Raw genomic sequence first — 26670 nt, 5'->3', positions numbered from 1 at the left:
GGAGCAGATGTACAGACACGTTCGCTCATGGGTGGGGTGGTGCACGGCGGTCCTCGTGATCGCGGCGCCGGGCTGCGGCGACGACGACTCGAGCACGGGAGGCGACGACGCGTCGGTCCCGGGCGACACCGTCGCGCCGAGCGTGATCTCGATCTCGCCCACCGACGGGGCCACGGGGGTGGCGCCGGACACGACGCTGCGCGTGACGTTCTCGGAGCCGATGGATCCCGCTGCGGGCACGCTCGTGGTGCGCAGCGGAGACACGACGCTGACGCTCGGCGCGCCCTCGTGGAACGACGAAGGCACCGAGCTCTCGATCCGCACCGCGATGCCGATGCCGCAGGGCGCGACGACGCTCGCGGTGGACGCGGACTTCGAGGACCTCGCGGGCAACGCGCTCGAGATGGGCGGCGAGGTCGAGTTCGAGGTGCTCGACCTCGTCGCGCCGCAGATCGTGTCGACCACGCCCACCGAGGGCGCGACGGTGTCGACCGGCATCACCGAGCTCGTCTTCGTGATCAGCGAGGACGTGCGCGGTGATCTGCCCACGATGACGATCACCGGCGCGGGCACGCCCGCGCTCGGCGCGCCCGCGTGGAGCGACGCGCGCACGCTGCGCGTCCCGGTGAGCGGCCTCGCGCACGACGGCGAGTACCGCGTGACGATCGCCGGTGTTCGCGACCTCGCGGGCAACGCGCTCGACGCGAGCGCGCTGGGCGACGAAGGCGCGCTCGACTTCACGGCGGACGACGACATCGCGCCGGTCGTGACCGACTCGAGCCCGAGCGAGGGCCAGGTCGACGTCGCGTGGGCCGCGCTCACGCAGGTCGTGGTGCTCTTCTCGGAGCCGATGGACGCGACGGCGGGCACCGCGACGCTGACGGTCTCCGGCGCGTCGACGACGCTCACGGGCAGCTGGGACATGGGCGGACGCCGCCTGCTGCTCGACGTCACCGATCGCCTCGAGAACATCACCGCGCACCGGGTCGCGCTCGAGGGCTACCGCGACGTCGCGGGGAACGCGCTCGACGGAACCGTGCTGCTCGTCGACGGCGCGATCGACTTCACCACCGGCGATCTCTACGAGCCGTACGTCGTCTCGAGCACGCCTGCCGAGGGCGCGACCGACGTCGAGCCGTCGACCCCGACGACGCCGCTCGAGCTCACGATCACGTTCAGCGAGGCGATGGACACCTCGCGCACCGAGGTGACGATCGCCGGCGACGGCGCGTCGATCACCGCGAGCGGCACGTGGTCGATCGCGGGCACGTCGCTCACGGTGCCCGTCGGCGCGCGTCTCAACGCGGGCGCGAGCTACTCGATCGATCTCACCGCGTTCCGCGACGCGACGGGCACGCTGCTCGACGCGGCGCACGAAGGGCTCGTCGACGGCCGGCTGGACTTCACGCTGCGCGCGCCGACCGGCGAGCGCTGCGGTGACGCGCTCACCAACGCGCAGGCCGTGACGGTCGACGGCGCGCTCGAGTGGCAGCTCGCGGCGAGCGGCGTGACCGCCGACGACGGCGCGGTCACCTGCACGCCCACGAACCCCGTCCTGCCCGACGGCGTGGTGCGCTACCGCAAGACCACGCCGAGCCTCTCGGCGGGCGGCACCGCGCTCCACATCACGCTGCGCAACGGGTTCAACTTCGAGGTGACCTCGGACACCTGCGAGCTCCCCGCCGCCGATCCGTCCGACCAGCTGCGCTGCTCGTACATGAACGCCGACAACACCGGCCTCGTCGAGACGTGGCTCGATGTCGGTCCCGGCGACTACTACGTCTGGGTCAGCAACTTCGACGACTTCGCGCAGACGACGGTGCGCATCGCCGAAGAGGCGATGCCGCGCGACGGCGAGAGCTGCATCGCGCCCTACGACAGCACGACCGACGCGACGATCTACACCGCGCCGGCGAGCGCCGACGGCGAGCACGTCTGGGCGATCACGACCGGCACGATCCACGGCATGGAGCGCACGGTCACGCCTGCCGGGCCGGGCCCGCTCTCGTGCGATCCGACCGTGCCGCTCGGCCACGACGCGGTGATCGCGTTCGACAAGACCAGCGACGCGAGCCTCGTGACCGTCAGCGTCGTGCCCTTCGGCCGCGCGTCGCCGTTCGGAGCGCCCGCCCCGCACATCGACGTGGAGATCTCGCGCGGCGGATGTGACCCGACGACCGCGGGGCGGGACATCGAGGTGTGCGCGACGCGTCTCACCGGCCCCGGCGGCGGCGCGAGCTTCACGATCGACGGTCCCGCGGGTCGCCTCGACACCTGGCTCACCGCGCCGCAGCAGCCCGCGCCGCCGAACGGCCTGATCACCGCGTTCGTGCCGTTCCCCGGCGCGACCGTGCGCATCTCGGAGTTCACGCCGGGCCTCGGCGACACCTGCGCGAACGCGATCCCGCTGAGCCCCGGCGCGAACACCATCGCGCCCGATCGCACGCACCGCGCGTACGCCCCGTCGTGCCTGCCGTCGGGCGGCCTCACCTGGTACCGCTACACGCCGACGCGCAACTTCGGGATCGTCCGCACCGACGTCGCGACGCGCGGCGCCCTCGTGGGCGCGGCGAGCGCGAGCACGATCAACTGCGGCGCCGATCTCACCACGGGCGTCAGCGCGCCCACCACGGTCGGCGAGGACGTGTGCATCGCGGTCGCGTCCGGCTCGGGCGCGACGACGCTGACGATCCAGGAGCTCGACTTCGGCGGCGTGCGCGGCGTGCCGACCGATCTCGGGATCACGTTCCCCGCGACCGCGCCCGAGACCGTCGGGTTCTCGAGCCCGCGCTGGATCGCGACGACGCCGACGCACATCGCGGTCGGGCTCAACCAGCGGATCGTCGCGAGCGCGCCCATCGCGGGCGGCGCGGACTTCTCGCTCTCGACGCTGGGCGGCACGACGCGTCAGCTCGGCCTCGGAGCGCTCTTCGACGGCACGTCGATCATCGGGACGATGTCGAGCGGCGTCGCCACCGATCCGCGCGTCGCGCGCGTCACCGACGCGATGGGCGCCGCGTTCACCACCGACCCCGCGACGTTCGTCGACACGCCGCCGGCGCCCACCGGCTATGCCGCCAAGCAGACCAACGCGATCGCGCGCGACGGTGACAACGTGATCGTCGCGACGGCGCGCTCGTTCTCCTCGCCTCCGTCGACGCAGTTCTATTCGATCCCGATCGCCGGTGGCGCGGCGACGCTTCTCGGAGAGAACACCACGTTCGATGGCGTCGCAGGCCTCGCGGCGGACGCCACGTACTTCTACTTCACGACGATGGTCGGCACGACGCGCGGGCTCTTCCGCCTGCCGCGCGGCGCGCTCGCGAGCCCCTCGACGCCGCCCGAGCTCCTCGTCGCGGTGACCGTCGACCTCAACAACCAGCCGGTCTATCTCGACGCCGCGAACGACGCGCTCTACTTCCGCGCGACGGCGATCTCGATCACGAGCTCGAGCTCGGAGGTCTGGCTCGTCATCGATCCCGACGGCGTGACCCCCGCGTTCGCCGGGCCGATCTGGCGCACCACCGTGGGCAGCGGGCTGGGGTTCGATCCGAGCGGGCCCTCGCTCTTCGTGATCGACGCGTCCGCGGGCGTGCAGAGCGCCGCGCGCTGGTTGCGGCTCGACTGATCCGATCTCGGTCACCGGAGGAGGCGCCCGATGGCAAGGAACGCACGCTCGTCGATCATCCCGTGCTCGCTCGCGGTCGCGCTCGTGGCATCTGCATGCAGCGGCGACGACGAGCCGCCCTCCGGTGACACGACCCCGCCGTCGGTGGTCGAGGTCTCGCCGCCCGACGGGGCGACCGGCGTCGCGCCCGACGCGACGCTCCGCGTGCGCTTCTCGGAGCCGATGGACCGCGAGGCCGGCGCGCTCGTCGTGCGCAGCGGGGACACCAACCTCCCGCTCGGCGCGCCCTCGTGGAACGCGTCGGGCACCGAGCTCTCGGTGCGCCCCGCGGCGCAGCTGCCGAGCGGCGCGGTGTCGGTGATCGTCGACGACGACTTCACCGACGTCGCGGGCAACCCGCTCGCGATGTCGGTGGAGGTCGCGTTCGCGGTGGTCGATCTCGATCCGCCTCGCATCGTCTCGAGCACCCCGGCCGAGGGCGAGACGAGCTCGGTGGGCACGACGGAGATCGTCTTCGAGCTGAGCGAGAGCGTGCGCGGGGATCTGCCGTCGATGACGATCACCGGAGACGGCGCGCCGACGCTCGGCACGCCGTCGTGGAGCGACGCGCGCACGCTGCGCGTCCCGGTGAGCGGCCTCGTGCACGAGGGCGCGTACCGCGTGACGATCGCGGGCGTGCGCGACCTCGCGGGCAACGCGCTCGATGCGAGCGCGCTGGGCGAGGAGGGCGCGCTCGACTTCACCGCCATCGACGACGTCGCGCCGGTCGTGACCGACTCGAGCCCTTCCGAAGGCCAGATCGACGTCGCGTGGGACGCGCTCACGCAGGTCGTCGTCCTCTTCTCCGAGCCGATGGATCCGACCGCGGGCAGCGCGGCGCTCACCGTCTCGGGCGCGGCGACGACGCTCACGGGCAGCTGGGACATGGGCGGCCGCCGCCTGCTGCTCGACGTCACCGGACGCCTCGAGAACCTCACCGCGCACCGCGTCGCGCTCGAGGGGTATCGCGACGTCGCGGGCAACGCGCTCGACGGAACGGTGCGCCTCGTCGACGGCGCGATCGACTTCACGACGGGCGATCTCTACGCGCCGTACGTCGTCTCGAGCACGCCTGCCGAGGGCGCGACCGACGTCGCGCCGTCGACGTCCGCGTCGCCGCTCGAGATCACGATCACGTTCAGCGAGGCCATGGACACGTCGACCTCCGACGTCACGATCGTCGGAGACGGCGCGTCGATCACCGCGAGCGGCACGTGGTCGATCGCGGGCACGTCGCTCACGGTCCCCGTCGGCGCGCGCCTCAACGCGGGCGCGAGCTACTCGATCGATCTCACCGCGTTCCGCGACGCGACCGGCACGCTGCTCGACGCGTCGCACGAAGGGCTCGCCGACGGAGCGCTCGACTTCGCGCTGCGCGCGCCGACCGGCGAGCGCTGCGGCGACGCGCTCACCAACGCGCAGGGCGTGTCGATCGACGGCGCGCTCGAGTGGCTCGTCGCGAACGAGGGCGTGATCGCCGACGACGGCGCGATCACGTGCATGACCAGCGAGCTCACGCTGCCCGACGGCGTGATCCGCTATCGCAAGACCACGCCGAGCCTCTCGGCGGGCGGCACCGCGCTCCACGTCACGGTGGGCGGCTACGCGAGCTTCGAGGTGACCGCGGGCACGTGCGAGCTGCCCGCTTCCGCGGGCCCGCTGCGCTGCTCGTACATGAGCGCGGGCCCCGCGGGCGAGAGCGACACGTGGCTCGATGTCGGTCCCGGCGACTACTACGTCTGGATCAACAACTACGAGACGTTCGGCGAGACGATGGTCCGCATCGCCGAGGACGCCGATCCGCGCGACGGCGAGAGCTGCCTCGCGCCCTACGACGGCGCGACCGACGCGACGATCTACACCGCGCCGGCGAGCGCCGACGGCGAGCACGTGTGGGTCGTCCCCGAGGGCCTGATCACCGGCATGGACCGCACGGTCACGCCGAGCGGCGCGCTGTCGTGCGATCCGACGACGCCCCTCGGCCACGACATGGTCGTCGCGTTCGACAAGACGCGCGCCGACAGCCTCGTGACGATCGACGTCGTGCCCTTCGGCAATCCGTCGCCCTTCGGACCGACCGCGCACATCGACGTCGAGGTCGCGCGCGGCGGGTGTGATCCCACGACCGCCGGGCGCACCGTCGCGGCGTGCGAGACGCGCCTCTCGCCCGAGTCGGGCGGCACGACGATCACGCTCGACGGTCCCGCGGGTCGCCTCGACACCTGGCTCGTCGCGCCGCAGCAGGCGTCGGGACCCGGCGGGCTCATCGAGGGCTTCGTGCCGTTCCCCGGCGCGACGGTGCGCGTCTCGGAGTTCACTCCGGGCCTCGGCGACACGTGCGCGAACGCGATCCGGCTGAGCCCCGGCACGAACAACGTCATGCCCGATCGCACCCACCGCGCGTACGCGCCGTCGTGCCTGCGCGAGGGCGGGCTCACCTGGTACCGCTACACGCCGACGCGCAACCTCGCGATCGTCCGCACCAACGCGGCCACCGGGGGCGCGGTCGTCGCCGCCGACGGCACGGAGCTCGGGTGCGGCGCCGATCTCGGCGAGGGCCTCCTCGCCGCGACCACGGCGGGCCAGGACGTGTGCATCGCGATGCAGTCGAGCGCCGCGATCACGTCGCTCGCCATCGAGGAGCTCGACTTCGGCGGCGTGCGCGGCGTCGAGACCGACCTCGGCGTGCGCTTCCCGGCGACCGGCGCGGAGAACGTCGGTCTCTACAACGTGCACTGGATGGTCACGACGCCGAGCCACCTCGTGCTCGGTCTCGACGGAGAGCAGATCGCGACCGCGCCGCGCGCGGGTGGCGCCGACTTCTCGGTGAGCGTCGCGGGCCTCTCCCCGCGCACGCTCTCGTTCGGCGCGATCCTCGACGGCGCGCGCATCCTCGGCACCGTGACGGGGAGCGGCGCGATGGAGCCGCGCCTCGCGCGCGTCGCCGATGCAGCGGGCGTCGCGGCCGCGGTGCCGGCGTTCCTCGACACCCCGCCGACGCCCTCGGGCTACGTCGAAGAGGAGATTTCCGCGATCGCGCGTGACGGCGCGAACGTGATCGTCGCGACGACGCGCAGCTGGTCCGAGACGCCGGCCCTCACGTTCTATTCGATCCCGCTCGCGGGCGGCCCTGCGACGCGCCTCGGGCACAACACCGTGCTCAACGGCGCGGGCGGCCTCGCCGTCGACGCGACGTACTTCTATCTCACGTCGCAGGTCGGCCCCGATGGCGGCCTCTATCGCCTGCGCCGTGACGCGCTCGCGAACCCGGCGTCGCCGCCCGAGCTGCTCGTCGCCGCGCGGATCGACGCGCTCGCGTCGCCGGTGTTCCTCGACCCCGCGAACGACGCGCTCTACTTCCGCGCGACCGAATTCGCGTTCATCGGTCCGAGCACCGCGCACGTCTGGCTCGTGCTCGATCCCGACGGCGCCGCCGGTCCGCGCTTCGCCGGACCGATCTGGCGCTCCACCGCGGGCCAGGGAATGGGCTTCGACCCTGCCGGGCCTTCGCTCTTCGTCATCGACGTCTCGAGCGGACGCAACGAGACCTCGCGCTGGCTCCGCCTCGACTGAACGCCCGACCTCGATCCGACGGCTACACATGCGCAGCACTCACACCGCAGTCCTCACTCTCCTGCTCGCGCTGATCGGCGGCTGCACCGTCGGTGAGCCGAGCGAATCCGACGCCGGCTCTCAGGCCGACGCGACGAGCGCCGACTCCGGAGCGCCCGACGCGGGCTCGATCGAGTGCGGCTCGCGCGGCGACACCGTCGGCGAGGCGTGCGGCTCGTCGACCGAGTGCGACGACGGCTGCTTCTGCAACGGCGTCGAGCAGTGCGTCTCCGGCGCGTGCGTGCGGCGCGATCCGCCGTGCGTCGACGAGCTCGACTGCACCGGCGACCTCTGCGACGAGGCCACCGACACCTGCGACCCCGCGCCCGACGACGCCGCGTGCGCCGACACGAACATGTGCAACGGCGCGGAGGTCTGCGTGCCCGGCGTGGGCTGCGTCCCGGGCCCGCGCCTCGTCTGCAACGACGACGACCCGTGCACCATCGGCACCTGCGATCCGGTCACGGGCTGCGCGTACGTCGCGCGCGATCTCGACGGCGACGGCCACAGCGACGACCGCTGCGGCGGCGACGACTGCAACGACGATCCGTCGGTCGGCGCGTCGGTGCATCCCGGCGGGACCGAGGTCTGCGACAACGGCCTCGACGACGACTGCAACCGCGTCACCGACTACTACGAGCTCGCGTGCCGCGCGACGAACGACGACTGCGCGCGCGCCGAGCTGCTCCCGGGCCCGGGCACCTACGTCCGCACCACGCGCGGCGCGACCAACCACTATCCGCTCAGCTGCTTCGCGGGTGGCATCGACACCGTCTTCCGCTTCCACCTCGACGAGCCGCGCGACGTCTCCGCGTCGCTGCGCCTCGAGTCGACCGGCACCGGCGCGCTCGCGATCCGCGCCGCCGATCGTTGCGCCGACGGCCCCGACGTCGCGTGCGGCAACGCGGTCGCGACGCGCGCGCTCCCCGCCGGCGATCACGTGCTCGTCGTGCGCACGAGCGCGGCGGTGACCTTCACGCTCTCGCTCTCGTTCGACGCGCCGAGCGCCGAGGAGAACACCGACGTGTGCGGCCCCGGCACCACCGACATCTCGGGCGGCGGCGTGTTCACCGGGCTCTTCGCCGACGTCGAGGACGACTACGAGATCGCGTGCAACGGCGGCGCGCCGACGCGCGACGTCGCGTACCGGCTCGTGCTCACCGAGACGTCCGACGTGCGGCTGAGCGCCGAGACCAGCACCGGCGCGCCCGTGACGACGTACCTCGCGCTGACGCGCGACTGCGACAACGAGCTCGGCGCGATCGGCTGCGCGACCAGCGGCTCGCCGCAGCTCTTCCGCCAGTCGCTCGCGGCCGGCACGTACTACGTGCTGATCGAGTCGGCGAGCGCGACCGCGCTCACCTGGCGCCTCGAAGCGACGATCACGCCCGCCGCGGTGCGCGAGCCCGGCGACGCGTGCGTCGCGCCGCTCGACGTGACGAACCGCAGCGCGACCGTGCCGATCTCGGAGCTCTCGCTCGACACCGGCACCGGCTGCGGCGGTGACACCGCGGCGTTCCGCGACGCGACGTTCGCGTTCACCACGAGCGAGGTGCAGGACGTCATCCTCACCACGGACACCGGTGGCCCGCACTACGCGTCGGTCTCGCCGCTCTGCGGCGATCGCGCGGCCGAGACCTTCTGCTCGAGCGGCTCGCCGCGCGTCACCCAGCGCCTGCTGCGCGTCCCCGCGGGCACGCACTACGTCACCGTCGCGACGACGCAGCTCACCGGCGACGTGACCGTCTCGGCGATGCTCGCGCCCGCGACGTTCCCGCCCGCGAACGACGAGTGCGGCGGCGCGATCGATCTCACCGACTCCGTGCTCTCGCGCGCCGACCTCACCGCCGCGTCGGACGACGTGCTCTCGTGCGGCGGCAACGGCGCGGTCGACACCGTGCACCGCCTCGTGCTCACGCAGGAGCGCGCCGTGACGTTCGTCGCGCGCCGCACCGGCGGGAGCACCGAGCCGCTCGCGATCGGCGTGCGCGAGGCGGGCACGTGCACCGTGCGCTCCTCGGACGCGTCGTGCGGCTTCGGAATGCCCGCGGTGATCAGCACGACGCTGCGCGCCGGCACGTACTTCGTCGTCGTCGAGGCGCCGACCGCGCCCGGGCCGTACTCGCTCGTGGCCTACCTCGCCGAGCCCTGAAGAGCCGACATGAACACGCGCAACAAGCCCTTCCGCGCCACGCTGCTCGCGCTGCTGCTCGCGCTCGCCGGGTGCACCGGCGATCCCGGCCCGTCCGGTCCGCTCGGCGAGATCGACTCCGACGGCGACACGATCTCCGACGCGGACGAGCTCGCGGCGGAGCGCGTCGACACCGATCACGACGGCGTCCTCGACGCGCGCGATCCCGACTCCGACGGCGACGGAGTGCTCGATCGCGACGAGGCCGGCGACGACGAGCTCGCGTCGGCCCCGGTCGACTCCGACAGCGACGGTCTCGCCGACGTGCGCGACACCGACTCCGACGGGAACGGTCGCTCCGACGGCGCCGACGGAACCGAGGACACCGACGGCGACGGGCGCGCCGACTTCGCCGATCCCGACGACGACGACGACGGCCTCGCCGACGGCGTCGAGCTCGGCTCGAGCGCCGCGTTCCCGAGCGACACCGACGGTGACGGCGCGCCCGACTTCCGCGATCCCGACAGCGACGACGACACGATCCGCGACGGCGACGAGGGCACCGGCGACACCGACGCCGACGGCACGCTCGATCGCTTCGACGACGACTCCGACGCCGACGGACGGCCCGACACGCTCGAGGCCGGCGACGCCGATCTCGCGACGCGCCCGATCGACACCGACGAGGACGGCGTCCCCGACGTCCGCGATCGCGACGCCGACGGCGACGGCCTGCCCGACGGGCACGAGGTCTCCGAAGGCAGCGACCCGCTCGACGCCGACAGCGACGACGATGGCGTCGGCGATCTCGTCGAGTCCGCCGCGGGCACCGATCCCAACGACGCCGGCGTCAGCCCGCTCACGCGCGGCGACTTCGTGTTCGTCGTGCCCTATCGCGAAGCGGCCGAGCCGCGCCGCGACACGCTCGAGCTGCGCACGAGCTTCCAGTACGCCGACGTCTACTTCCTCTTCGACACGACGGGCTCGATGGTCGAAGAGCTCGAGGCGATGAACGCGGCGACGGTCGACGTGCTCGACGCGCTCACGTGCATCGACAGCGGCACGCCGTGCTCCGGCGATCCCGAGTGCGGCGAGGGCCAGGTGTGCAGCGTCGACGGCACGTGCGTGAGCGACCCGCGCGTCAGCGGGTGCATCGCGAGCCTGTACAGCGGCGTCGGCGTCTACGCCGGCACCGCGAGCAGCTATCGCAACATCGTGTCTCTCCAGGGGAATTCGGCGACGACCGAGCGCGGCATCCCGCCCGAGGCGGGCGGCAACGGCGGCGCGGAGTCGCTCTTCGAGAGCGTCGCGTGCGTCGCCGACCCGAGCGTGTGCCTCAACGCGATGTGCGCGGCGAGCGGCATCGGTTGCCCGGGCTTCCGCGGCGACGCGATCCGCGTGCTCGTCACGATCACCGACGAGACGAACCAGTGCACCACCGGGTGCACGGTGAACACCGCGATGGGCGCGGGGCAGCTCCTGCGCGACAACGGGATCCTCTTCGTCGCGATCGACGCCGACGCGGTCGCGTCGCCCGAGCTCGACCTCAAGGCGATCGGCCGCGCCGCGAACTCGCTCGACTCCGCCGGTCGGCCCTACTACGCGCGCGGCACCGCGGCCGCGGTCGCGAGCGCGGTCACCGGGACGATCCGGGACATCGCGTTCGCGCGCCCGATCTTCGTCACGATCGACGCCGAGGATCAGCCCGACGACGACGGCGACGCGCACCAGTTCATCGACCGCCTCGAGGTGAACAACGCGGGCACCGGCACCTGCGCGAACACGCTCTCGACGGCCGACAGCAACGGCGACGGGTTCCACGACTCGTACCCGACCGTGATCCCCGGCCGCGAGCTGTGCTGGGACGTCGTCGTGCGCGACAACGTCACGCAGCGCCCGACCGAGCGCCCGCAGGTGTTCCGCGCGCGCGCCGTGGTGCGCGGCGACGACGCGGTGCTCGACGCGCGCAACATCTACTTCATCGTTCCCCCCGTCGTGGATCGGCCCATCTGATGCGCACCCTCTGCCGCACTCTGCTCGTCGCGCTCGCGCTGCTCGGCGCGAGCGCGTGCACCACGCGCCAGACCGACGACGGCGACGCCGGCCCGATGGTGCCCGTCGACGCGCGCCCCGCCGCGCCGGGTGACGCCGACGGCGACGGCATCCCCGACATCGTCGAGGGCGAGGACGATCTCGACGGCGACGGGTCGCCCAACGCACGCGACGACGACAGCGACGACGACGGTGTCTCCGACGCCGACGAGGCCGGTCCTTCGCCGATGTGGCCCGTCGATCACGACGACGACGGCGTCCCCGACTTCCTCGACGTGGACTCCGACGACGACACGATCGCCGATCGCCACGAGGGCTCGGTCGACACCGACGGAGACGACGAGCTCGATCGCCACGACCTCGACTCCGACGGCGACGGCCGCAGCGATCGCGACGAGGCCGGCGACGCCGATCTCGCGACCCCTCCGATCGACACGGATCGCGACGGCCCGCCCGACGTGCGCGACGCCGACAGCGACGGCGACGGCCTCGCCGACGCCGCCGAGCCCGACGCGGGCTCGGATCCCGTCGACGCCGACAGCGACGACGACGGAGCGAGCGACCTCGTCGAGCACGCGGCCGGCACCGATCCGCGCGACGACACCGACAACCCCGAGGCGCGCGGCGACTTCGTGTTCGTCGTCCCCTTCGTCGACGATCCCGTGCCCGCGCAGCGCACGCTCGACTTCGCGACGGACATCCGCAAGGCGGACGTGTACTTCCTGATCGACACGACCGGCTCGATGGGCGTGCCGATCGACAACGTGCGCACCAGCCTCTCGACGCCGGTGGTCGGCATCATCGATCGCGTGCGCGCGACGATCCCCGAGGCGTGGTTCGGCGTCGGTCAGGTGAAGGACTTCGACGACCCGTTCGTGTTCCGGAACGAGACCGACATCACGTCGGACGCGGCGCGCGCGCAGCTCGGCGTCAACGCGCTGTCTCCGAGCGGCGGCGGCGACGGCCCCGAGGGGCAGGTCCCGTCGCTCTACGCGGTCGCGAGCGGCAGCGAGATCCTGCTGACGCCGGCGCGCACCGACTGCCCGGCGCGCACGTACGGCTGGCCGTGCTTCCGCGAGGACGCGGTGCCGATCGTCGTGCTCGTGACCGACGCACCGTTCCACAACGGCCCCGACGGCTCGTTCGGATATCCCAGCTACACGCGCTACCCGCAGATGCGCGACGCGATCGTCCGCCGCCGCATCCGCGTGATCGGCGTCGCGATCGCGGACGACGCGATCGATCACCTCGAGGCGATCGCGCTGGACTCGGGCGCGGTCGACGCGGCGAGCGTGCCGCTCGTGAGCCGCGCGTTCGACGGCAACGTCGACGGCGTCGTGGTGGAGCAGGTCGACACGCTCGCCGAGGCGTCGCGCTTCGACATCTCCGCCGAGCTCCGCGACGACCCCGCCGATGCGGTCGACGCGCGCATCTTCGTGGATCGCCTCGAGGCGCGCACCGCGGGCGACGAGGCGCGCGGCTGCGTGGCGCTCGCGGCGGTCGACACCGACGCGGACGGCTTCGCCGACATGTTCCCGCGCGTCGGCAGCCGCCGCCGCGTGTGCTTCGATCTGGTCGCGCGCGCGAACACGACGGTGCGCGCCACGCGCGAGCCGCAGCTCTACGGCGCGACGGTGCGGGTGCTCGGCGACGCGTACGCCGAGCTCGACACGCGCCGCGTGTTCTTCCTCGTGCCGCCGGAGATCCCCGACCCCGGGCTCGAGTGATCAGAGCTCGTGCTCGCGTCGTCCGTCCATCCGACACGACGCGTGCTCGACGCGCTCCGTCGCGCGCCAGCCGTCGCCGCTCCGTCGCGCCTGCGACTCGCACACCGCGCGCTGCACGAGGTCGCACGGGCTCGCGCCATGCGGCATCACTCGCACGGGCCGCGCGCACGCGCCGGTGCTCGAGAGCAGCGCGAGGTCACCGCGGCCGTCCGCATCGAGATCGACCGACGTGCGCCGCCCCGAGGCGTGATCGATCTCGCTCGTGACGATCCCCGGCGCCGGCGCGCCGTCGCCGAGCCCGCACACCGCGACCGGCGCGACGTGGCGCTCGAAGTCGTGGCGCGGCTCGCGCGAGGGCGGCGCATCGAAGCGCACGAGCGCGTACGCGGTCGGCGCGCCGCACCAGTCGCAGTCGTCCGCGACCCGCTGGACCCGATCGACGCGCCCGGTGCCGACGAGCCCGTCGACGTCGATCACCGCACAGCGCTCTCCGAGGCGCGGGGCGCGGAACCCCCCGACGTCGATCGCGATGGTGCCCGCGCCGAGCCCCGCGACGTCCGCGCGCACCGGGAAGAGCCGCGCGCCACGCTGCGCCTCGGTCGTCGACGCCACCGCGAAGAGCGCGACGAGCAGCGCCGCGCGCCGCGCCCGGTCCAGCCGGAGGGCCCGCATGGGGGCGTGCGGAGTCAGAGGCCCCAGCGTCGCCAGCGCCGACGTCGCTCCGCTTCTTCCATCGCGCGCGCGCCTTGCTGCGCGGCCTCGAGCACGTCGACGACGAACACGTCGAAGAGCCCGCGCGAGCTCTCGCGCTGCGCCTGCGCGATCGCCTCCGCCTGTCGATCGACCTTCGGCGGCGCGGAGAAGCGCGCGCCCGACGAGGTCTCGACCGTGTCGTCGCCGCGCTCGAGCGCGGCGAGCGCCGCGCCTTCGCCGCAATCGAGGAAGAACCCGGTGCAGCGCGGGCAGTAGTCGATCTCGATCGCGCTCTCGCCGAACCCGACGGCGTAGACCTGCATGCCGATCGGCTCGTGCGTCCCCGCGGGGCACGTGTACGGAGAGTTCCGCACGATGCGCGCGCGTCCGTCGCGCACGAGGAACGCGGCCTCGCCATCCGCGCCGTGCGTCGAGACGCCCTCGCCTGGATCGAAGAACACGCCCGCGCACTGCGGGCACACGTCGATCTCCGCGAACGTGCGCCGCATCGCCTGGAACGGCACCTGACACTTCGGACAAGCACGCATGACGAACAGCGTAGATCGCTCCGGCCACGGCCCGCGAGCACTGCGCGGAGGAGAGAGGATTCACCACGGAGGGCCGCAGAGAACCACAGACAAGAGTCGCTCGAAATCTCTGCGGCGCTCTGCGTTCTCTGCGGTTCGATTCGTCTTCTCTCTCCCGCGACTGCGCTCGTCACTCGAGCTCGTCCTCGAACCACTCTCCGTCTCGCACCCCGACGCGGATGCGCCCGAGGTCCGTCTCCAGCTCGAGCTCGCACGGCTGCGGCTCGGTCGCGTCGATCATCGCGACGAACGCGTTGACGCTCGCCGCCACGCGCGCCTGCTGCTCGCTCGCGAGCGGCGCGCCCTGCTCGTCCGTCAGTCGCGCGCCCATCGCCGGTCCGCTGCCCGCGCTGTACGCGCTCAGCACGTCGCCGGTCTCGCGATCGCGCAGCACGTACACGAACCCGTCGCGCTGCACCTCGGGCGGCGGCCCGTAGTGGGTCCACAGCCGGCACAGCCAATTGCCGAGCGACATGCGCGCCGCGCCGCGCCCCGCGCGCAGATCCTCGAGGCTCGCCCATCCGCGCGCGCGCGTCGTGCCTCGTCCGAGCTCCGCGTCGACGAGCTCGAAGCGCGACGGCGCGGGCACGTCGCCTCCGCCTTCGCCCATGCGCTCGGCGACCCCGCGCGCAGGATCTTCCATCACGTCGCCGCCCGCGCTCTCGGCCCTCGAAGCGCGATCGCGATCCTCCTCTTCGTCGTGGCCGCACTCGCAGCCCGGGACGAAGACGAGGATCGCGATCAGGACCGACGCACGCATCGCGCGGAGGATACCGCGCGTCCCGCTCTCAAGGCTGGTAGAGGAACACGCCGCGCAGGTCCTCGGTCGCGCTGATCAGCACGCGCTCGCCGCGATCGTCCGCCCAGCTCCACGCGCGGAACTGATAGATCGTCCCGGGCTCGAGCTCCGCGCCGCTCCACGTGTAGCTCACGGTCGCGCTGCCGGTGACGCGCGGCACGTCGACGTTCTCGTGCACGAGGTTGCCGAACGCGTCGTACACGCGCACCTCGTAGCCCGCCTCCGACGAGTCGTCGGCCCACGTGAACGTCGGCTGCGCGCTCGTCACGACGTCGATCGTCTCGGCGCCCGGCGACACCACCGCAAGCGCCTCGGTCACCTTGAAGCCCTCGCCGAGATCGACGGTGCCCGCGGTCGCCGGCACCTCGAAGTGCACGATCTCGGTGCCGCCGATGCTGGTGTCGGGGTCGCGCACCAGCGCGTCGTTCTCGAACGCCGCGAGCGCGACGTAGCGCCCGGGCGCGACACCCTCGATGCGGAACGTGCCGCTCACCGGCGCGACGCGCAGGCCCGGAGGCGCCTCGCCGCGCGCGGTGTTCTCCACGAACGTCGACTCGGGGACGAGGATGACGCTCGTCTGCGATCCGCCCGGCGCGTTGACGATCTGCACCGAGCCCGTGACCTCCGAGAGACCCTCGGTCGACGCGCTCAGCACGACGTCGGTCGTCTCCGGTCCGACCACCGAGATCTCGACCGGCGTGACCGCGAGCCCCTGGCGATATCCCGCGATCGTCGTCGTGCTCGTGGGCACGTCGAAGAGCACGAAGTCGCCTTCTTCGTCGGTGATCGCGCTCGCGACCGCGCGACCGCTCTGCTCCGCCACGACGAGCACGCCCGCCGAGAGCTCGTGATCGATCGTGCCGATCACGTCCGCGACGCCCGACCCGACGTCGTCGCGCGCGATCAGCGCGATGTCGGTCGCGGCGTTCATCACGACGAGGTCGTCGTCCGCCGCCGGGGCCGCGGTCCCGAGATCGACCGGGATCGCGGTGCGCGGCGCGGTCGGGTACGACTGATAGCCCGCCGCGTCGGCGCGCAGCGTGATCGCGTCGGCGACGGGCACGCCGTCCGCATCACGCCGCGCGGGCACGGGCAGCGAGTACATGCCGTCGGTCGCGCTCTCGACGACCGTCGAGCGCGCGGCGCCGTTCGCGTCGAACGCGACGACGCGCGCGCCCGCGATGCCCTCTTCGGTGCTCATGTCGAGCACGCGGCCGCGCACGATCACCGGCGCGAAGCACGCGGGCTCACCGTCCAGCACCTCTTCGCACACGAAGCCTTCGTCGCAGCCCTCGGAGCTCCCGGGCGTGCACGCCTCGGGCTCGTCGTCGCCGCAGCCCGCGACCGTCGTCAGCGCGAGCGCGATCGTGAGGATGGAGAGAAGGGACGAGCAGCGATCGGACATGCCACCTCCACCGGCCGGTCTTGCAGCCGGTCGGGGGGTGGATGACCGGCGTCGCCGATCGCTTCACGAGCGGCCGTCCGTGCCTCATCACGCTCCTCGACCGAGGGTCGGATCGTCCGCGATGTATCAGGAGAGAGTCGAAGCTCGAGATCGTGCCCGGCGCGGCCGATTTCGTGCCCTCGGCGCGGTGTCTGGAGGCCGCCGATCACTTTCTCGGGGCCGCCGATCACTTTCTCGGGCCCCCCGATCACGTTCTCGAGGCCGCCGATCGGGGCATTCGGGGAATGGTCCTGGAGAATCGGGGCCGGCGCTCGAGGAATCGGGGCCGCTGCGCGCGCGATCGGGCCACTGCACGAACGAAACGGCGGCCCCGCGATCGCTCGCGGGGCCGCCGTTCGACGAATCGACGCCGCACGCGTCGCGCTCGGACGCGCGGCGATGTCGGAGCGAGCGTGATCGTCCGACGGCGCCCACCGACTCGCTCCGCTCCACGCGCTCCGCGTGTCACTCGACGATGCGGGTCTCGGGCTTGATCGAGCCCATGCGGCCCGACTGGTAGTCGAGGATCGCCTGCTTGATCTCGCCCGGCGCGTTCATCACGAACGGCCCGTACCACGCGACCGGCTCGCGGATCGGAACGCCGCTGAGCAGCAGCAGCTCCATCGGCTCGCTCGCATCGCTCGGCACCGCGAGCTCCACGGCGTCACCGCTGGCGTCGAGCACCGCGAGACGTCGCGCCTCGATCGACGTGCCGCCGATCGTGCCCGCGCCGCGGAACACGTACGCGCCCGCCGCGTGCGTCGCGTCGATCGGCTGCACCACGCGACCACCGGGCGCGATCGTGAAGTGCAGGTACGTGATCGGGACGTGCGTCTCGATCACCGCGCTCGCGCCGAGCGCGCGGCCCGCGACGACGCGCACCTTCACCTTGCCGTCCTCGCTCGTCGCCTCGGGGATGCGATGCGCGGCGATGTCCTGGTAGCGCGGCGTCGTCATCTTCAAGCGACGCGGCAGGTTCACCCAAATCTGGAACGCGTGGACGCGCCCGCCTCGCTCGCGGATCGCGCGCGACGGCATCTCGGAGTGCACCACGCCGGAGCCCGCGGTCATCCACTGCACCGAGCCCGCGCCGAGCGTCCCGGAGAAGCCCGCCGAGTCCTCGTGCTCGACCTCGCCCTCGAGGATGTACGAGATGGTCTCGAACCCGCGGTGCGGATGATCGGGCGCGCCGACGGCGTCGCCGGGCGCGTAGTCGACCGGGCCCATCTCGTCGATCATGAGGAACGGATCGAGCGTCTCGAGCGCCTCGGTGGGGAAGGGCCGATGCACCACGAACCCGGCGCCCTCGACGGTGCGTTGCGCGGTCACGATGTTCGCTACGGAGCGGAGCGTCTGCGTCGTCATGACGAGCCACGCTAGCCACGCGATCGCATCGATGGAAGTGATGGATCCGCGATGGATACCATCGAAGCGATCGATGGATCAGGCGGGCGCCGCACGAACCGCCGAGCACGTGCACGTCGCACGAGAACGAGTAGGGGCCGCTCCCTCCCGCCCGCGCGCGCTCGTCACTGCGCCCGCTCCTCACCCGCCCGCGCGCGCTCGTCACTGCGCCCGCTCCTCACCCGCCCGCGCGCGCTCGTCACTGCGCCCGCTCCTCACCCGCCCGCGCGCCGTGCGCGCGTGCGTGCTCGTCGCTCGGTGATCACCGCGCGAAGCGCGCACACGCGCGAAGCGCGGTGCTACACGCGAGCGTCCGGGCCGCGGCGGAGCGCGGACCGGTCGCGAGCCATCGACCACCAAAGCCAGCGAGGCGGCAGAACCGCGGTACCGGGCGTGGGGGTGTGGGTCTGGCGGCCTCGTGCGACGGGGGCTCGCAGACGTCGACCACGGACTGACGACAGCATCGCGGCAGAGCGCGAAGCGCGCGCCGCGATGCGCCCACCGCGTCCCGACGCTCGCGCCCTCTCGTCCAGCAGCCCGCGAGTCGGCTGTAGGAGAGTTGGGGACGCCTCGAAGAGACAGTCGAAACTGCCGTGCAGGAGGTCGTCCCCGTGGCCAAGCGTACCTATCGGACCGTCGAGATCCAACACGTCGACGCGAGCAAGCTCGCCACTGCGCTCGGAGCGTGCTGCATCGTCGCGATCGACCTCGCGAAGACGAAGATGTTCGCCGGCTTCGCGAGCGCAGCGGGTCGCTGTATCGAGATCGTCCGCTTCGAGCACCCGAAGCAGACGCGCCTGTTCCTCGAGCTGCTCTGCCGTCTTCGTGAGCTCGGCGTCGCGCTCGAGGTCGCGATGGAGCCGACGGGCGTCTACGGCGACGCGCTCCGCTATCAGCTGACTCTGCGCGACATCCCCGTGTTCCGCGTCGACGCCAAGAAGGTCCACGATGCGGCCGCGCTGCTCGACGGAGTGCCGAGCCTGCACGACGCCAAGGCGTGCACGCTGCTCGCGCATCTTCACGCGCAAGGCATCTCGAAGCGCTGGAAAGAGCGGAGCGCAGTCCAGAGGGCGATGCGCAGTCTGATCGACGAGCGCGACCTCTACGCTCGACCTTTCGAGACCGCGTACGGACGGCTCGAAGCGCTCGTCGCGCGTCACTGGCCCGAGCTCTCCCAGCACCTCGACATGGACGCCGCGTGGCACCTGCACTTGCTCTGCGAGATGCCCGGCCCTGCCGAGGTCCGCGCCAGACGCGGCGATGCAGTCGCGCTGCTCCGACGCGTCTCGCGCGCGGCGCTCTCCTTCGAGCGCATCGAGCAGATCGTCGGCTGCGCCGTCAGCTCGCTCGGCGAGTCGATGCACGATCAGGAGCGCTCGTTCCTGCGCTCGCTCGCGCGTCACATGCTCGCGTTGCGCGAGCACATCCGCGATGTCGACAAGCGCATCGAGGCCGAGCTCGCCAATCATCGCGAGCTCCACTCGATCCGCGCCGCGTTCGGCGCCGTCACGACCGCTGCGCTCGTCGCCGACCTCGGCAATCCCGCCGACTACGAATCGTCCGCGTCCTTCGAGAAGGCGATGGGCCTCAACCTCAGGGTCCAGAGCAGCGGCAACAACGCCGGGCAGCACACGATCCACATCACGAAGCGAGGTCCCGGACGCGCGCGTCGGTACCTCTTCCTCGCAGCGCTGCGCTTCGTGCAGAGCGACCCCGTCGCGCGTGAGTGGTACCGAGCGCGAAAGGGCTACCGCGCCGACATCAAGCTCAAGGCCGTCGTCGCGCTGATGCGAAAGCTCGCGCGCGCGATGGTGCACGTCGCGCGAGGAGCGCCCTTCGATGCGACCAAGCTCTTCGACACGCGCTCGATGACCGCTGTGACCGCGTCGCCCTCGCGCGACGCCGGACAATCTTCGCTCGCCGGCTCCTGACGGCGAGCTTCGCGCTCTCTTCTCTTCGCTTCCGCTCCAAGGCGCGAAGATCGAGCGGGTGACGCTCACCTGGGGTGCTCGAGCCCGCGAGGCTGCACCGCGAGTCCCAGCGCACCCTCGAGATCGACGCGGCGGGCGAAATGCCCAACGAGGCCGACCCGACGCCGCTCACGCGGACGTCCGACAAGACAGTTCGGGCCTATCCGTCCCGTCGCTCTCCGATCCGACCGCCTGAAGCCACCGCACACCAACCCTCGTTCGCGGCGAGCCACCTCGCGCAAGAAGGGCCCGGTGTGCGGATCAGCGGGTGCGAGACGCGCCCGATCCGGCGATCACACGCGTCCGCACTTGACTACGACAGCACCCCGGCCGCCAGACCCACACCCCCGCGCCTCCCACCGAAGCGCTGCCGTCCACATCAGAACGCGATCGCGGCCCCCCCCACGATGTTGATCCACGAGTTGCTCCCGAACGACAGGAAGCTCCCGCGCACGAACAGCTCGAAGCGCTCGACGAACAAGAACCGCAGGTCCGCGTCCGCCGAGAAGTCGAACCACTCGCCGAGCGAGCCGAACACCGCGCCGAGCTGCAGCGTGATCGCGCCCTGACAGCGCACCACCACGTCCTCGCAGAACCACGCGTGGCCGCCGACGCGCGCGCCGACCTGGTAGATCTGCCCGCCCGTCGTGAACATCTGCGCGCCGCCGATGCCGAACGACACGAACTCGAGCGCCGGCGGCATCCACTCGACCTCTTCGGTCACGCGCCCGTAGACCGGCTCTGCGCCCGCGACCGGGCCCGACGTCTGCAGGCCCACGCCGCCGCCCACACGGATGCGGAGCTCCGGGAGCACGAGCGTCGGGATCATCTGCTCTTCGAGCTCTTCGATCGAGGGCTCGGGCTCGGGCGCGCCGGCGGTCGGCGAGGGCAAGACCTCGGCGTCGTCGTCCTGCGCGCGCACGAGCGCGGGGCGCGACGCGATCACCGCGAAGAGGAGGGCTGGGACGACGATCCGTCCGGCAATCATGGGCGCGAGCCTGTCCGAAGGTGGACGACGCGACCAGCGGATTTGGCGGATTCGTGGCGAGCCGGAGGAGATCACGCGCGCGACGGAATCGCGGTACGGGGCGCGCCGTAGAGCACGTCGATGCGCAACGCCTTCCTGCTTCTGGTGATCGTCGTGCTCGCCGCGATCGTCCCGCGCGTGTGGCTCGGTCGCGAGCCGGCGCGTCTCTTCGACGGAGATCGCGCGACCCAGGACGCGCTCGCGCGCGAGGTGATCGCGTACGCCGAGCGCGACGTGGACGAGGGCGCGTTCCACACCGGCAGCGCGCTCTTCGACGGCGAGTGGGCGTTCGGCACGCATCAGATGACGCTGCTCGCGCTCGGGCAGATCGTGCTCGAGCACCCCGAGCTGCGCGACGCATACGTGCCCGCGATGCGGCGCGCTGCGGATCGTCTGGTCGACGCGGGCACGCTGCGCTTCGCGGCGTCGCGCTGGGGCGAAGATCCGATCGCCGCGCTCGACGGAGATCACGGCCACGCGTACCTCGGCTACGCCGCGCTCGCGCTCGGCATGTTGCGCGCGGTCGATCCCGAGACGCCGCACGCAGCGCTCCACGATCGCATCGAGGCCGCGCTCGCGCGTCGCCTCGCGCGCGCGCCGCACGCGCTGATCGAGACCTATCCGGGCGAGAGCTATCCGCCCGACGTGCTCGCGGTCGCGGGCTCGCTCGGTCTGCACCAGCGCGTGACCGGCGCCGATCATCGCGCGCTGCTGGACGCGTGGTCGCGCACCTTCCGTGCGCGATGGATCGACGCGTCGGGCTACCTCGTGCAAGCGGGCGACGCGCGCACCGGAGAGGCGCGCGACGCGCCGCGCGGATCGGGCACCGCGATCGGCGCCTACTTCGCGTCGTTCGTCGATCGCGACATGGCGCGCACGCTCGACGAAGGGCTCGCTCGGCGCGGGCACGCGACGTTCCTCGGCTTCGGCGGCGTGCGCGAGGGCGCGGAGGGCGACATCGACTCGGGCCCGGTGCTGCTCGGCGTCGGCGTGTCGGCGACGGGCTTCGCGCTCGCCTCGGCGCGCATCCACGGCGATCGCGATCGCTACGTCGAGCTCGCGCGCACCGCGTGGCTCTTCGGCGTGCCGGTCGATCGCGAAGGAGGAGGACGACGCTTCGTCGCGGGGGGTCCGCTCGGCAACGCGCTCCTGCTCGCGATGCTCACCGCGAGGGCGTCGTGAAGCGCGTGCTCGTCGCGGTCGTGGTGCTGGCGATCGCGCACGAGGTGCTGGCGATCGCGCTCGATCGCGCGGACCTGATCGAGCGCTTGCTCTCGCCGAGCGTCGACGCGCTGATCGCGATCCCGTTCGCGCTCGCGCTCTACGCGATGCGCCTCGTGCTCTTCTTCGTCGCGCCGGGGCTCGTGGTGATCGCGCTCGCCGCGTCGGCTCAGAAGCCGAGGCAGGTGTCGGCGACGCAGGCGCGCTCGTTCACGCAGCGCTGATCGCTCGGGCACTCGTCGTGGGTCTCGCACGCGTCGCCTTCGGCGCGAGCCGCGGGCGCGCAGCTCTCTTCGCCGGTGTCGTCGGGCACGCACGGCGCGCCACACTCGTCCGCATCACGGCACGAGGCTCCGGTCGCGAGATCGGCGACGCACACGTCGCGGTCGCAGTGCGTGCCGGGCTCGCACTCGTCGAGGGCGCACGCCTCGCCGAGCCGCGCGGCCCTGCACGTTCCGTCCGCGCCGCACACCAGCCCCGACGTGCACGCGCCCTCGACACACGGCTCGCCGGCGCCGGGCAACGCGGTGCATCGCGAGCTCACGCACTCGAGCCCTTCCGCGCAGAGACGCAGCAGCTCGCTGCACGCTTCGCCTTCGCCGGGAAACGGCTGGCAGGTGCCGCCTTCGCACCACAGCCCTGCGGCGCACGTGGTCTCCGTCCACTCGCACGTGCCGGGCTCGCCCACGAGCCCGCGCGGCGCGCAGCGCCCTCGCACGCACGCCAGCTCGCGCGCGCACTCATCGTTCTCGGCGCACGCCTCGCCCTCGTCGAGTCGCGGGCGGCAGCGGCCGATCGAGAGCCCACACTGCTCGCCGGAGGCGCACTCCGCGCAGCCCTCGTGCCGCGCCGGCGCGCATCGACCGTCGACGCACGCGAGGTCCGCGTCGCACTCGTTCGTGCGCTCGCAGCTCGCGCCCTCGGCGCGCGGGGCGACGCACACGCCGACACAGCGCAGACCCGGAGCGCAATCGCTCCGGTCGTCGAACGGCGTCTCGTCGCAGGGCTCGCCCTCGAGCCGCGGCGTCTGGCAGCGCGACGTCTCCTCGTCGCAGACCAGCCCCGGCGCGCAGGTGCCCGCACACGAGCGCCCCTCGCTCGGCAGCGCATCGCACAGGCCACCGAGGCAGACGCCGTATCCCGCGGCGCACGTCGCGAGCTCCGCCGCGCAGCGATCGCCGATCTCGACGGGGAGATACACGACGCGCGAGAGTCGGACGTCGACGCGATCGCAGCGCGGCGCGCGATCCAGCTCCGCGAGGAGGTCGCGTGCCGCGCGTCGGTCCGCGATCACGCCGGCGTCGAGGAACGCACGGCTGGTCCGCGCCACGTCGTCGACGAAGCGCTGCGTGCAGCGCGCGACGTCGATCGTCCCGGTGCTCGAGAGGACACCGCAGCCGCACGCCTCGCGCCGGCGACAGCGCCACTCTCCGATCTCGCGCGCCACGTCCAAGACGGCGGCGGGCTCGGGTGGCGGTGGTCGCTCGGAGCTCGCCGGGCAGCCGGCGAAGAGTGCGAGCCCGAGCACGAAGAGCAGCGGGAGACGACCGCGGGACATGACCCGCAGTCTACCTCGCGTCGCTCACGGCGCGGGCGTCGTCGTCTCGCTCGCCGGCTGCTCGGCGTGATCCAGCAGCGGCAGCGCGTGGCGCAGGTGCGGCCACCACCACGCGTGCGTCCAGTACGCCGCGAGGATGAGCCCCGCGATCACCGCGACCGTGATCCGTCCGCGCGTGCTGCTCGCCTCGTCGTCGGAGCGCGCGATCACCGGCACGAGATCGCTGCGATCGATGCGCGAGCCCTCGGGCCGCGGCGGACGGCGCGTGAAGAAGAGCCCGAGCCGGCGCGTGAGCATCAGCCGATCGTTGAGCGCCCAGCCCGCGCCCTCGAGGAGGATCGCGAGGTTGCGCTTGCGCAGCTTGAGCCACCCGAGGAACGCCGAGGGCACCATCACGATCGCGGCGATCGCGACCGCCGCGCGCACGACGTCGATCAGGCTCATGCCCTGCAGCTGGTTCATCATGAACGCAGCCGACGAGCCCACCGCGGCCAGCGCGAGGCCGCCCGATGCGATCACCCCGCCGAGCGCGCCCGCGCTCGCACCGGGCGCTGCGCTCGCGGGCGCGGCGGCGGCCGGTGCCGCGGCGGGCGTCGGTGCCGCGGCGGCCGCGTCGTGACGCGCGCGCTCTTCGCGCACCCGCGCCTCGGTGCTCGTGATCGTCGACTCCATCGCGGCGTCGCCGGTCTTGCCGAGCTCCTCGAGCTTGCTCGACACGAAGCGACCGACGCGCGCGAACGGCGCGATCGCCGCCTCCCACAGCGACACCGGCTGCGGGACGATCTGCACGACGCTCGCGTCGAGCTCGACGTCCGAGGGATCGCGGAACACGCCGCGCTTGCCCACCGTGATCCCCGCCGACGTGCCCGCCGTGACCGGCACCGCGACCTCGAAGGGCGGCTTGCCCGCGGGCTCGATCTTCACGTACGCGACGAACGTGTTCGAGCTCTCGGCGAGCGCCGCGTGCGCCGCGCGATCGGGCACCTCGACCGCGAGCGCGAAGTGACGTCCGCCGAGCGTGAGCGTGCCGCGCTGGAAGAGCGCCGAGCGTTTGTGATCGAAGAGCTCGGGCATCGCGATGAAGTTGTTCGCGAACCGCAGCAGCCAGCGCTGGTGGAGGATCAGCTTCTCCAGCGACGCGATCGCGTCGAGCGTCGGCTTGTGCGCCACGTCCTTCGCGATCGCCTCGCCGATCGCGTCGAGCTGCGCGCCCGTGAGCTGGCGCAGCTTCGCGCCGAGCCCGATCACGCGGTCCTTCTCGCCCTCTTCGATCCACGCGAGGATCGCGTCCGACTTCGCGCGCAGATCGCGCCACGCGCTCTCGGGCAACACGTCGCCCTCTCCGAGCACCGGCACGACGACCTCGCGGCGGAACGTCTCGATCGCCTCGTACGCCGGACCGCGCACCACCTCGGCGAAGCGCAGCGTTCCATCGGCGCGCGGCGGCGCGATCGGCAGCGCGCGCGCCGCCTTCGCGAGCGCCTCGCGATCCCCCATCGCACCGCGCACGTGATCGGCGGGGAGGCGCAGCTGCTCGCCGGCCTCGGGCTGCGCCGCGACGAGACGGCACTGCACGAAGTACTCGTCGAGCACGTCGCGCGCGGCGCGCGTCGCCTTCGCGCGCGCGATGCTCGCGTCGCCCCACACCATCAGCGCGCTCTCCGCGTCGAGCCGCGCGAGGCCCGCGTCGCGTCGCTTCCGGAACGCCTCGAGCATCGCCGCGTCGATGCCCTTCTTGCCGGCGAGGTTCTCCTTCGCGTCGAGCACCGACAGGATCGTGCGCACCGCGTCGGCGACGCCCGCATCGGTGATCGTCTCGGGCGCGACGATGCCGTCGCCGTTGATGCCGCTCGCGCGCAGCGCCTTCGCGCTCTCGCGCACCTGCGCGAGCGAGATCGACTTCTTCTTCTCCGCCGAGGTCGCCTCGAGGATCGTCTCCGCCGCGCGCCGCAGCGACGTTGCTTGCTTCGACAGCGCGGAGAGCTCGAGCACCTCGCTCGCCTCGTCGATGCCGCGGTGCTCGTCGAGCATCTCCGCGGTCCACTTCACGGCGTAGCGCAGGTCGTCGCTCACGATGCGACCGTTGCCGTCGCGATCGAGCGCATCGAGGAACGCCGCGTCGCACGCGAGGCCCTTGCGCGGGCACGCCGTCGCGACCCAGAGCGCGTCGTGGAGCTGGATCGCTTCGAGGAGATCCGCGAACGAGCGGATCTCCACCTGGAGCGAGCCGCCGTAGCGGCGAAAGACGAGACTGGACGCCATGCGGGACGAAGGGTGCCCTACTCACGCGGCGCGACCAACCTCGTCGATCGACGAGGCTCTCGGTCGCGGGGAGACTGTCGATAAATCGGCTCGCCCGCCGTTCCCTCCCGTCCGCGCGCGTCGCGCGCTCCCGTCCGGGACCTGCGGGACGAGCACTCCGCGAGGGCTCAGCGCTCGAGCACGAGCCCGGCTTCCTGCCAGTCCTTCTTCCCGCCCGCGTACACGCGCACGTCCGGGTACCCGAGCTGCGTCAGCGCCGCCGCGGCGACGTGCGAATTGCGGCAGGTCTCGCTCGCGCAGTAGACGACGATCGTCGCCTCGCGCTCCGGCACCACGCTCGCCGCGAGCTCGGCCGCGCGATCGTGCGGGAAGTGGCGCGCGCCCGGCAGATGGCCCGCGGCGAAGTAGCGCTCGGGCAGTGCCTCGAGCAGGACCACGGGCGTGCCCCGCGCGATCAGGGTGGTGAGCTGCTGTCGATCGATGTGGGTCATCTGTTCTCCTGAGGTGAACGATCCG

At 72.5% G+C, this 26670-nt stretch carries 17 protein-coding genes; 8 read left to right on the top strand and 9 right to left on the bottom strand.

Annotated elements, in window-relative coordinates; genetic code table 11:
• Window positions 1-31 precede the first annotated feature (31 nt).
• The 5 genes from DB32_RS35735 to DB32_RS35715 are packed head-to-tail and all read left to right on the top strand — an operon-like array spanning window position 32 to window position 13189.
• Window positions 32-3628: an Ig-like domain-containing domain gene (locus DB32_RS35735; RefSeq protein WP_053237136.1), complete on the top strand. Its 3597-nt coding sequence runs from the start codon at window positions 32-34 to the stop codon at window positions 3626-3628.
• 30 nt (window positions 3629-3658) lie between these two features.
• Window positions 3659-7240 (top strand): Ig-like domain-containing domain, encoded by a 3582-nt coding sequence (locus DB32_RS35730; RefSeq protein WP_053237135.1) that lies wholly within the window; start codon window positions 3659-3661, stop codon window positions 7238-7240.
• Between the two features lie 28 nt (window positions 7241-7268).
• Window positions 7269-9431 carry a putative metal-binding motif-containing protein gene (locus tag DB32_RS35725; RefSeq protein ID WP_053237134.1) on the top strand — a complete coding sequence of 721 codons (2163 nt, stop codon included), beginning with the start codon at window positions 7269-7271 and terminating at the stop codon, window positions 9429-9431.
• Between the two features lie 9 nt (window positions 9432-9440).
• Window positions 9441-11423 carry a hypothetical protein gene (locus tag DB32_RS35720; RefSeq protein WP_053237133.1) on the top strand — a complete coding sequence of 661 codons (1983 nt, stop codon included), beginning with the start codon at window positions 9441-9443 and terminating at the stop codon, window positions 11421-11423.
• On the top strand, window positions 11423-13189 hold the full coding sequence (locus DB32_RS35715) for a vWA domain-containing protein (RefSeq protein ID WP_053237132.1): 1767 nt from the start codon (window positions 11423-11425) through the stop codon (window positions 13187-13189). The genes DB32_RS35720 and DB32_RS35715 overlap by 1 nt, the downstream gene beginning before the upstream one ends.
• On the opposite strand, the gene DB32_RS35710 is transcribed toward DB32_RS35715, so the two are convergent.
• From DB32_RS35710 to DB32_RS35690, 5 genes are all read right to left on the bottom strand, one after another.
• Window positions 13190-13861 carry a hypothetical protein gene (locus DB32_RS35710; protein WP_053237131.1) on the bottom strand — a complete coding sequence of 224 codons (672 nt, stop codon included), beginning with the start codon at window positions 13859-13861 and terminating at the stop codon, window positions 13190-13192.
• A gap of 14 nt (window positions 13862-13875) precedes the next feature.
• Window positions 13876-14430: a zf-TFIIB domain-containing protein gene (locus DB32_RS35705; protein WP_075097707.1), complete on the bottom strand. Its 555-nt coding sequence runs from the start codon at window positions 14428-14430 to the stop codon at window positions 13876-13878.
• Window positions 14431-14599: 169 nt separating this feature from the next.
• A complete protein-coding gene (locus DB32_RS35700) occupies window positions 14600-15229 on the bottom strand; it encodes a hypothetical protein (protein ID WP_053237129.1) in 630 nt (209 codons plus the stop codon).
• A gap of 28 nt (window positions 15230-15257) precedes the next feature.
• Window positions 15258-16673: a fibronectin type III domain-containing protein gene (locus DB32_RS35695; RefSeq protein ID WP_240481292.1), complete on the bottom strand. Its 1416-nt coding sequence runs from the start codon at window positions 16671-16673 to the stop codon at window positions 15258-15260.
• Between the two features lie 504 nt (window positions 16674-17177).
• A complete protein-coding gene (locus DB32_RS35690; RefSeq protein WP_053237128.1) occupies window positions 17178-18077 on the bottom strand; it encodes a pirin family protein in 900 nt (299 codons plus the stop codon).
• 650 nt (window positions 18078-18727) lie between these two features.
• Between DB32_RS35690 and DB32_RS35685 the strand changes: the two genes are divergently transcribed.
• Window positions 18728-20047, top strand: coding sequence for a transposase (locus DB32_RS35685; RefSeq protein WP_157068918.1), 1320 nt, complete (start codon window positions 18728-18730; stop codon window positions 20045-20047).
• A 418-nt stretch (window positions 20048-20465) separates the two neighbouring features.
• On the opposite strand, the gene DB32_RS35680 is transcribed toward DB32_RS35685, so the two are convergent.
• Window positions 20466-21074, bottom strand: a complete 609-nt coding sequence (locus tag DB32_RS35680; RefSeq protein ID WP_053237127.1) for a hypothetical protein — start codon at window positions 21072-21074, stop codon at window positions 20466-20468.
• 120 nt (window positions 21075-21194) lie between these two features.
• Here DB32_RS35680 and DB32_RS35675 point away from each other — a divergent pair, with 120 nt between their 5' ends.
• On the top strand, window positions 21195-22295 hold the full coding sequence (locus tag DB32_RS35675; RefSeq protein WP_053237126.1) for a hypothetical protein: 1101 nt from the start codon (window positions 21195-21197) through the stop codon (window positions 22293-22295).
• Entirely contained in the window at window positions 22292-22558 is a 267-nt protein-coding gene (locus tag DB32_RS35670; protein WP_053237125.1) for a hypothetical protein, read from the top strand. Before DB32_RS35675 ends, DB32_RS35670 begins: the two co-directional genes overlap by 4 nt.
• Here the strand turns inward: DB32_RS35670 and DB32_RS35665 are convergent.
• From DB32_RS35665 to DB32_RS35655, 3 genes are all read right to left on the bottom strand, one after another.
• Window positions 22504-23892, bottom strand: coding sequence for a hypothetical protein (locus tag DB32_RS35665; protein ID WP_053237124.1), 1389 nt, complete (start codon window positions 23890-23892; stop codon window positions 22504-22506). The two genes, DB32_RS35670 and DB32_RS35665, sit on opposite strands and share 55 nt — an antisense overlap.
• Window positions 23893-23916: 24 nt before the next feature.
• Entirely contained in the window at window positions 23917-26154 is a 2238-nt protein-coding gene (locus tag DB32_RS35660) for a hypothetical protein (RefSeq protein ID WP_053237123.1), read from the bottom strand.
• Between the two features lie 167 nt (window positions 26155-26321).
• A complete protein-coding gene (locus DB32_RS35655) occupies window positions 26322-26645 on the bottom strand; it encodes a rhodanese-like domain-containing protein (RefSeq protein ID WP_053237122.1) in 324 nt (107 codons plus the stop codon).
• Window positions 26646-26670 lie beyond the last annotated feature (25 nt).

Source organism: Sandaracinus amylolyticus (assembly GCF_000737325.1).
Lineage (GTDB): Bacteria > Myxococcota_A > Polyangia > Polyangiales > Sandaracinaceae > Sandaracinus > Sandaracinus amylolyticus.
The sequence above is the reverse complement of the archived record's forward strand: the minus strand, read 5'-3'. Positions and strand labels throughout refer to the sequence as shown.

Coding starts and splice junctions, on each gene's coding strand:
- DB32_RS35690 (WP_053237128.1), bottom strand. CDS start 18,077: ATGACGACGCAGACGCTCCGCTCCGTAGCGAACATCGTGACCGCGCAA.
- DB32_RS35710 (WP_053237131.1), bottom strand. CDS start 13,861: ATGCGGGCCCTCCGGCTGGACCGGGCGCGGCGCGCGGCGCTGCTCGTC.
- DB32_RS35655 (WP_053237122.1), bottom strand. CDS start 26,645: ATGACCCACATCGATCGACAGCAGCTCACCACCCTGATCGCGCGGGGC.
- DB32_RS35675 (WP_053237126.1), top strand. CDS start 21,195: ATGCGCAACGCCTTCCTGCTTCTGGTGATCGTCGTGCTCGCCGCGATC.
- DB32_RS35700 (WP_053237129.1), bottom strand. CDS start 15,229: ATGCGTGCGTCGGTCCTGATCGCGATCCTCGTCTTCGTCCCGGGCTGC.
- DB32_RS35695 (WP_240481292.1), bottom strand. CDS start 16,673: ATGTCCGATCGCTGCTCGTCCCTTCTCTCCATCCTCACGATCGCGCTC.
- DB32_RS35680 (WP_053237127.1), bottom strand. CDS start 21,074: ATGATTGCCGGACGGATCGTCGTCCCAGCCCTCCTCTTCGCGGTGATC.
- DB32_RS35665 (WP_053237124.1), bottom strand. CDS start 23,892: ATGTCCCGCGGTCGTCTCCCGCTGCTCTTCGTGCTCGGGCTCGCACTC.
- DB32_RS35705 (WP_075097707.1), bottom strand. CDS start 14,430: ATGCGTGCTTGTCCGAAGTGTCAGGTGCCGTTCCAGGCGATGCGGCGC.
- DB32_RS35725 (WP_053237134.1), top strand. CDS start 7,269: ATGCGCAGCACTCACACCGCAGTCCTCACTCTCCTGCTCGCGCTGATC.
- DB32_RS35730 (WP_053237135.1), top strand. CDS start 3,659: ATGGCAAGGAACGCACGCTCGTCGATCATCCCGTGCTCGCTCGCGGTC.
- DB32_RS35660 (WP_053237123.1), bottom strand. CDS start 26,154: ATGGCGTCCAGTCTCGTCTTTCGCCGCTACGGCGGCTCGCTCCAGGTG.
- DB32_RS35715 (WP_053237132.1), top strand. CDS start 11,423: ATGCGCACCCTCTGCCGCACTCTGCTCGTCGCGCTCGCGCTGCTCGGC.
- DB32_RS35720 (WP_053237133.1), top strand. CDS start 9,441: ATGAACACGCGCAACAAGCCCTTCCGCGCCACGCTGCTCGCGCTGCTG.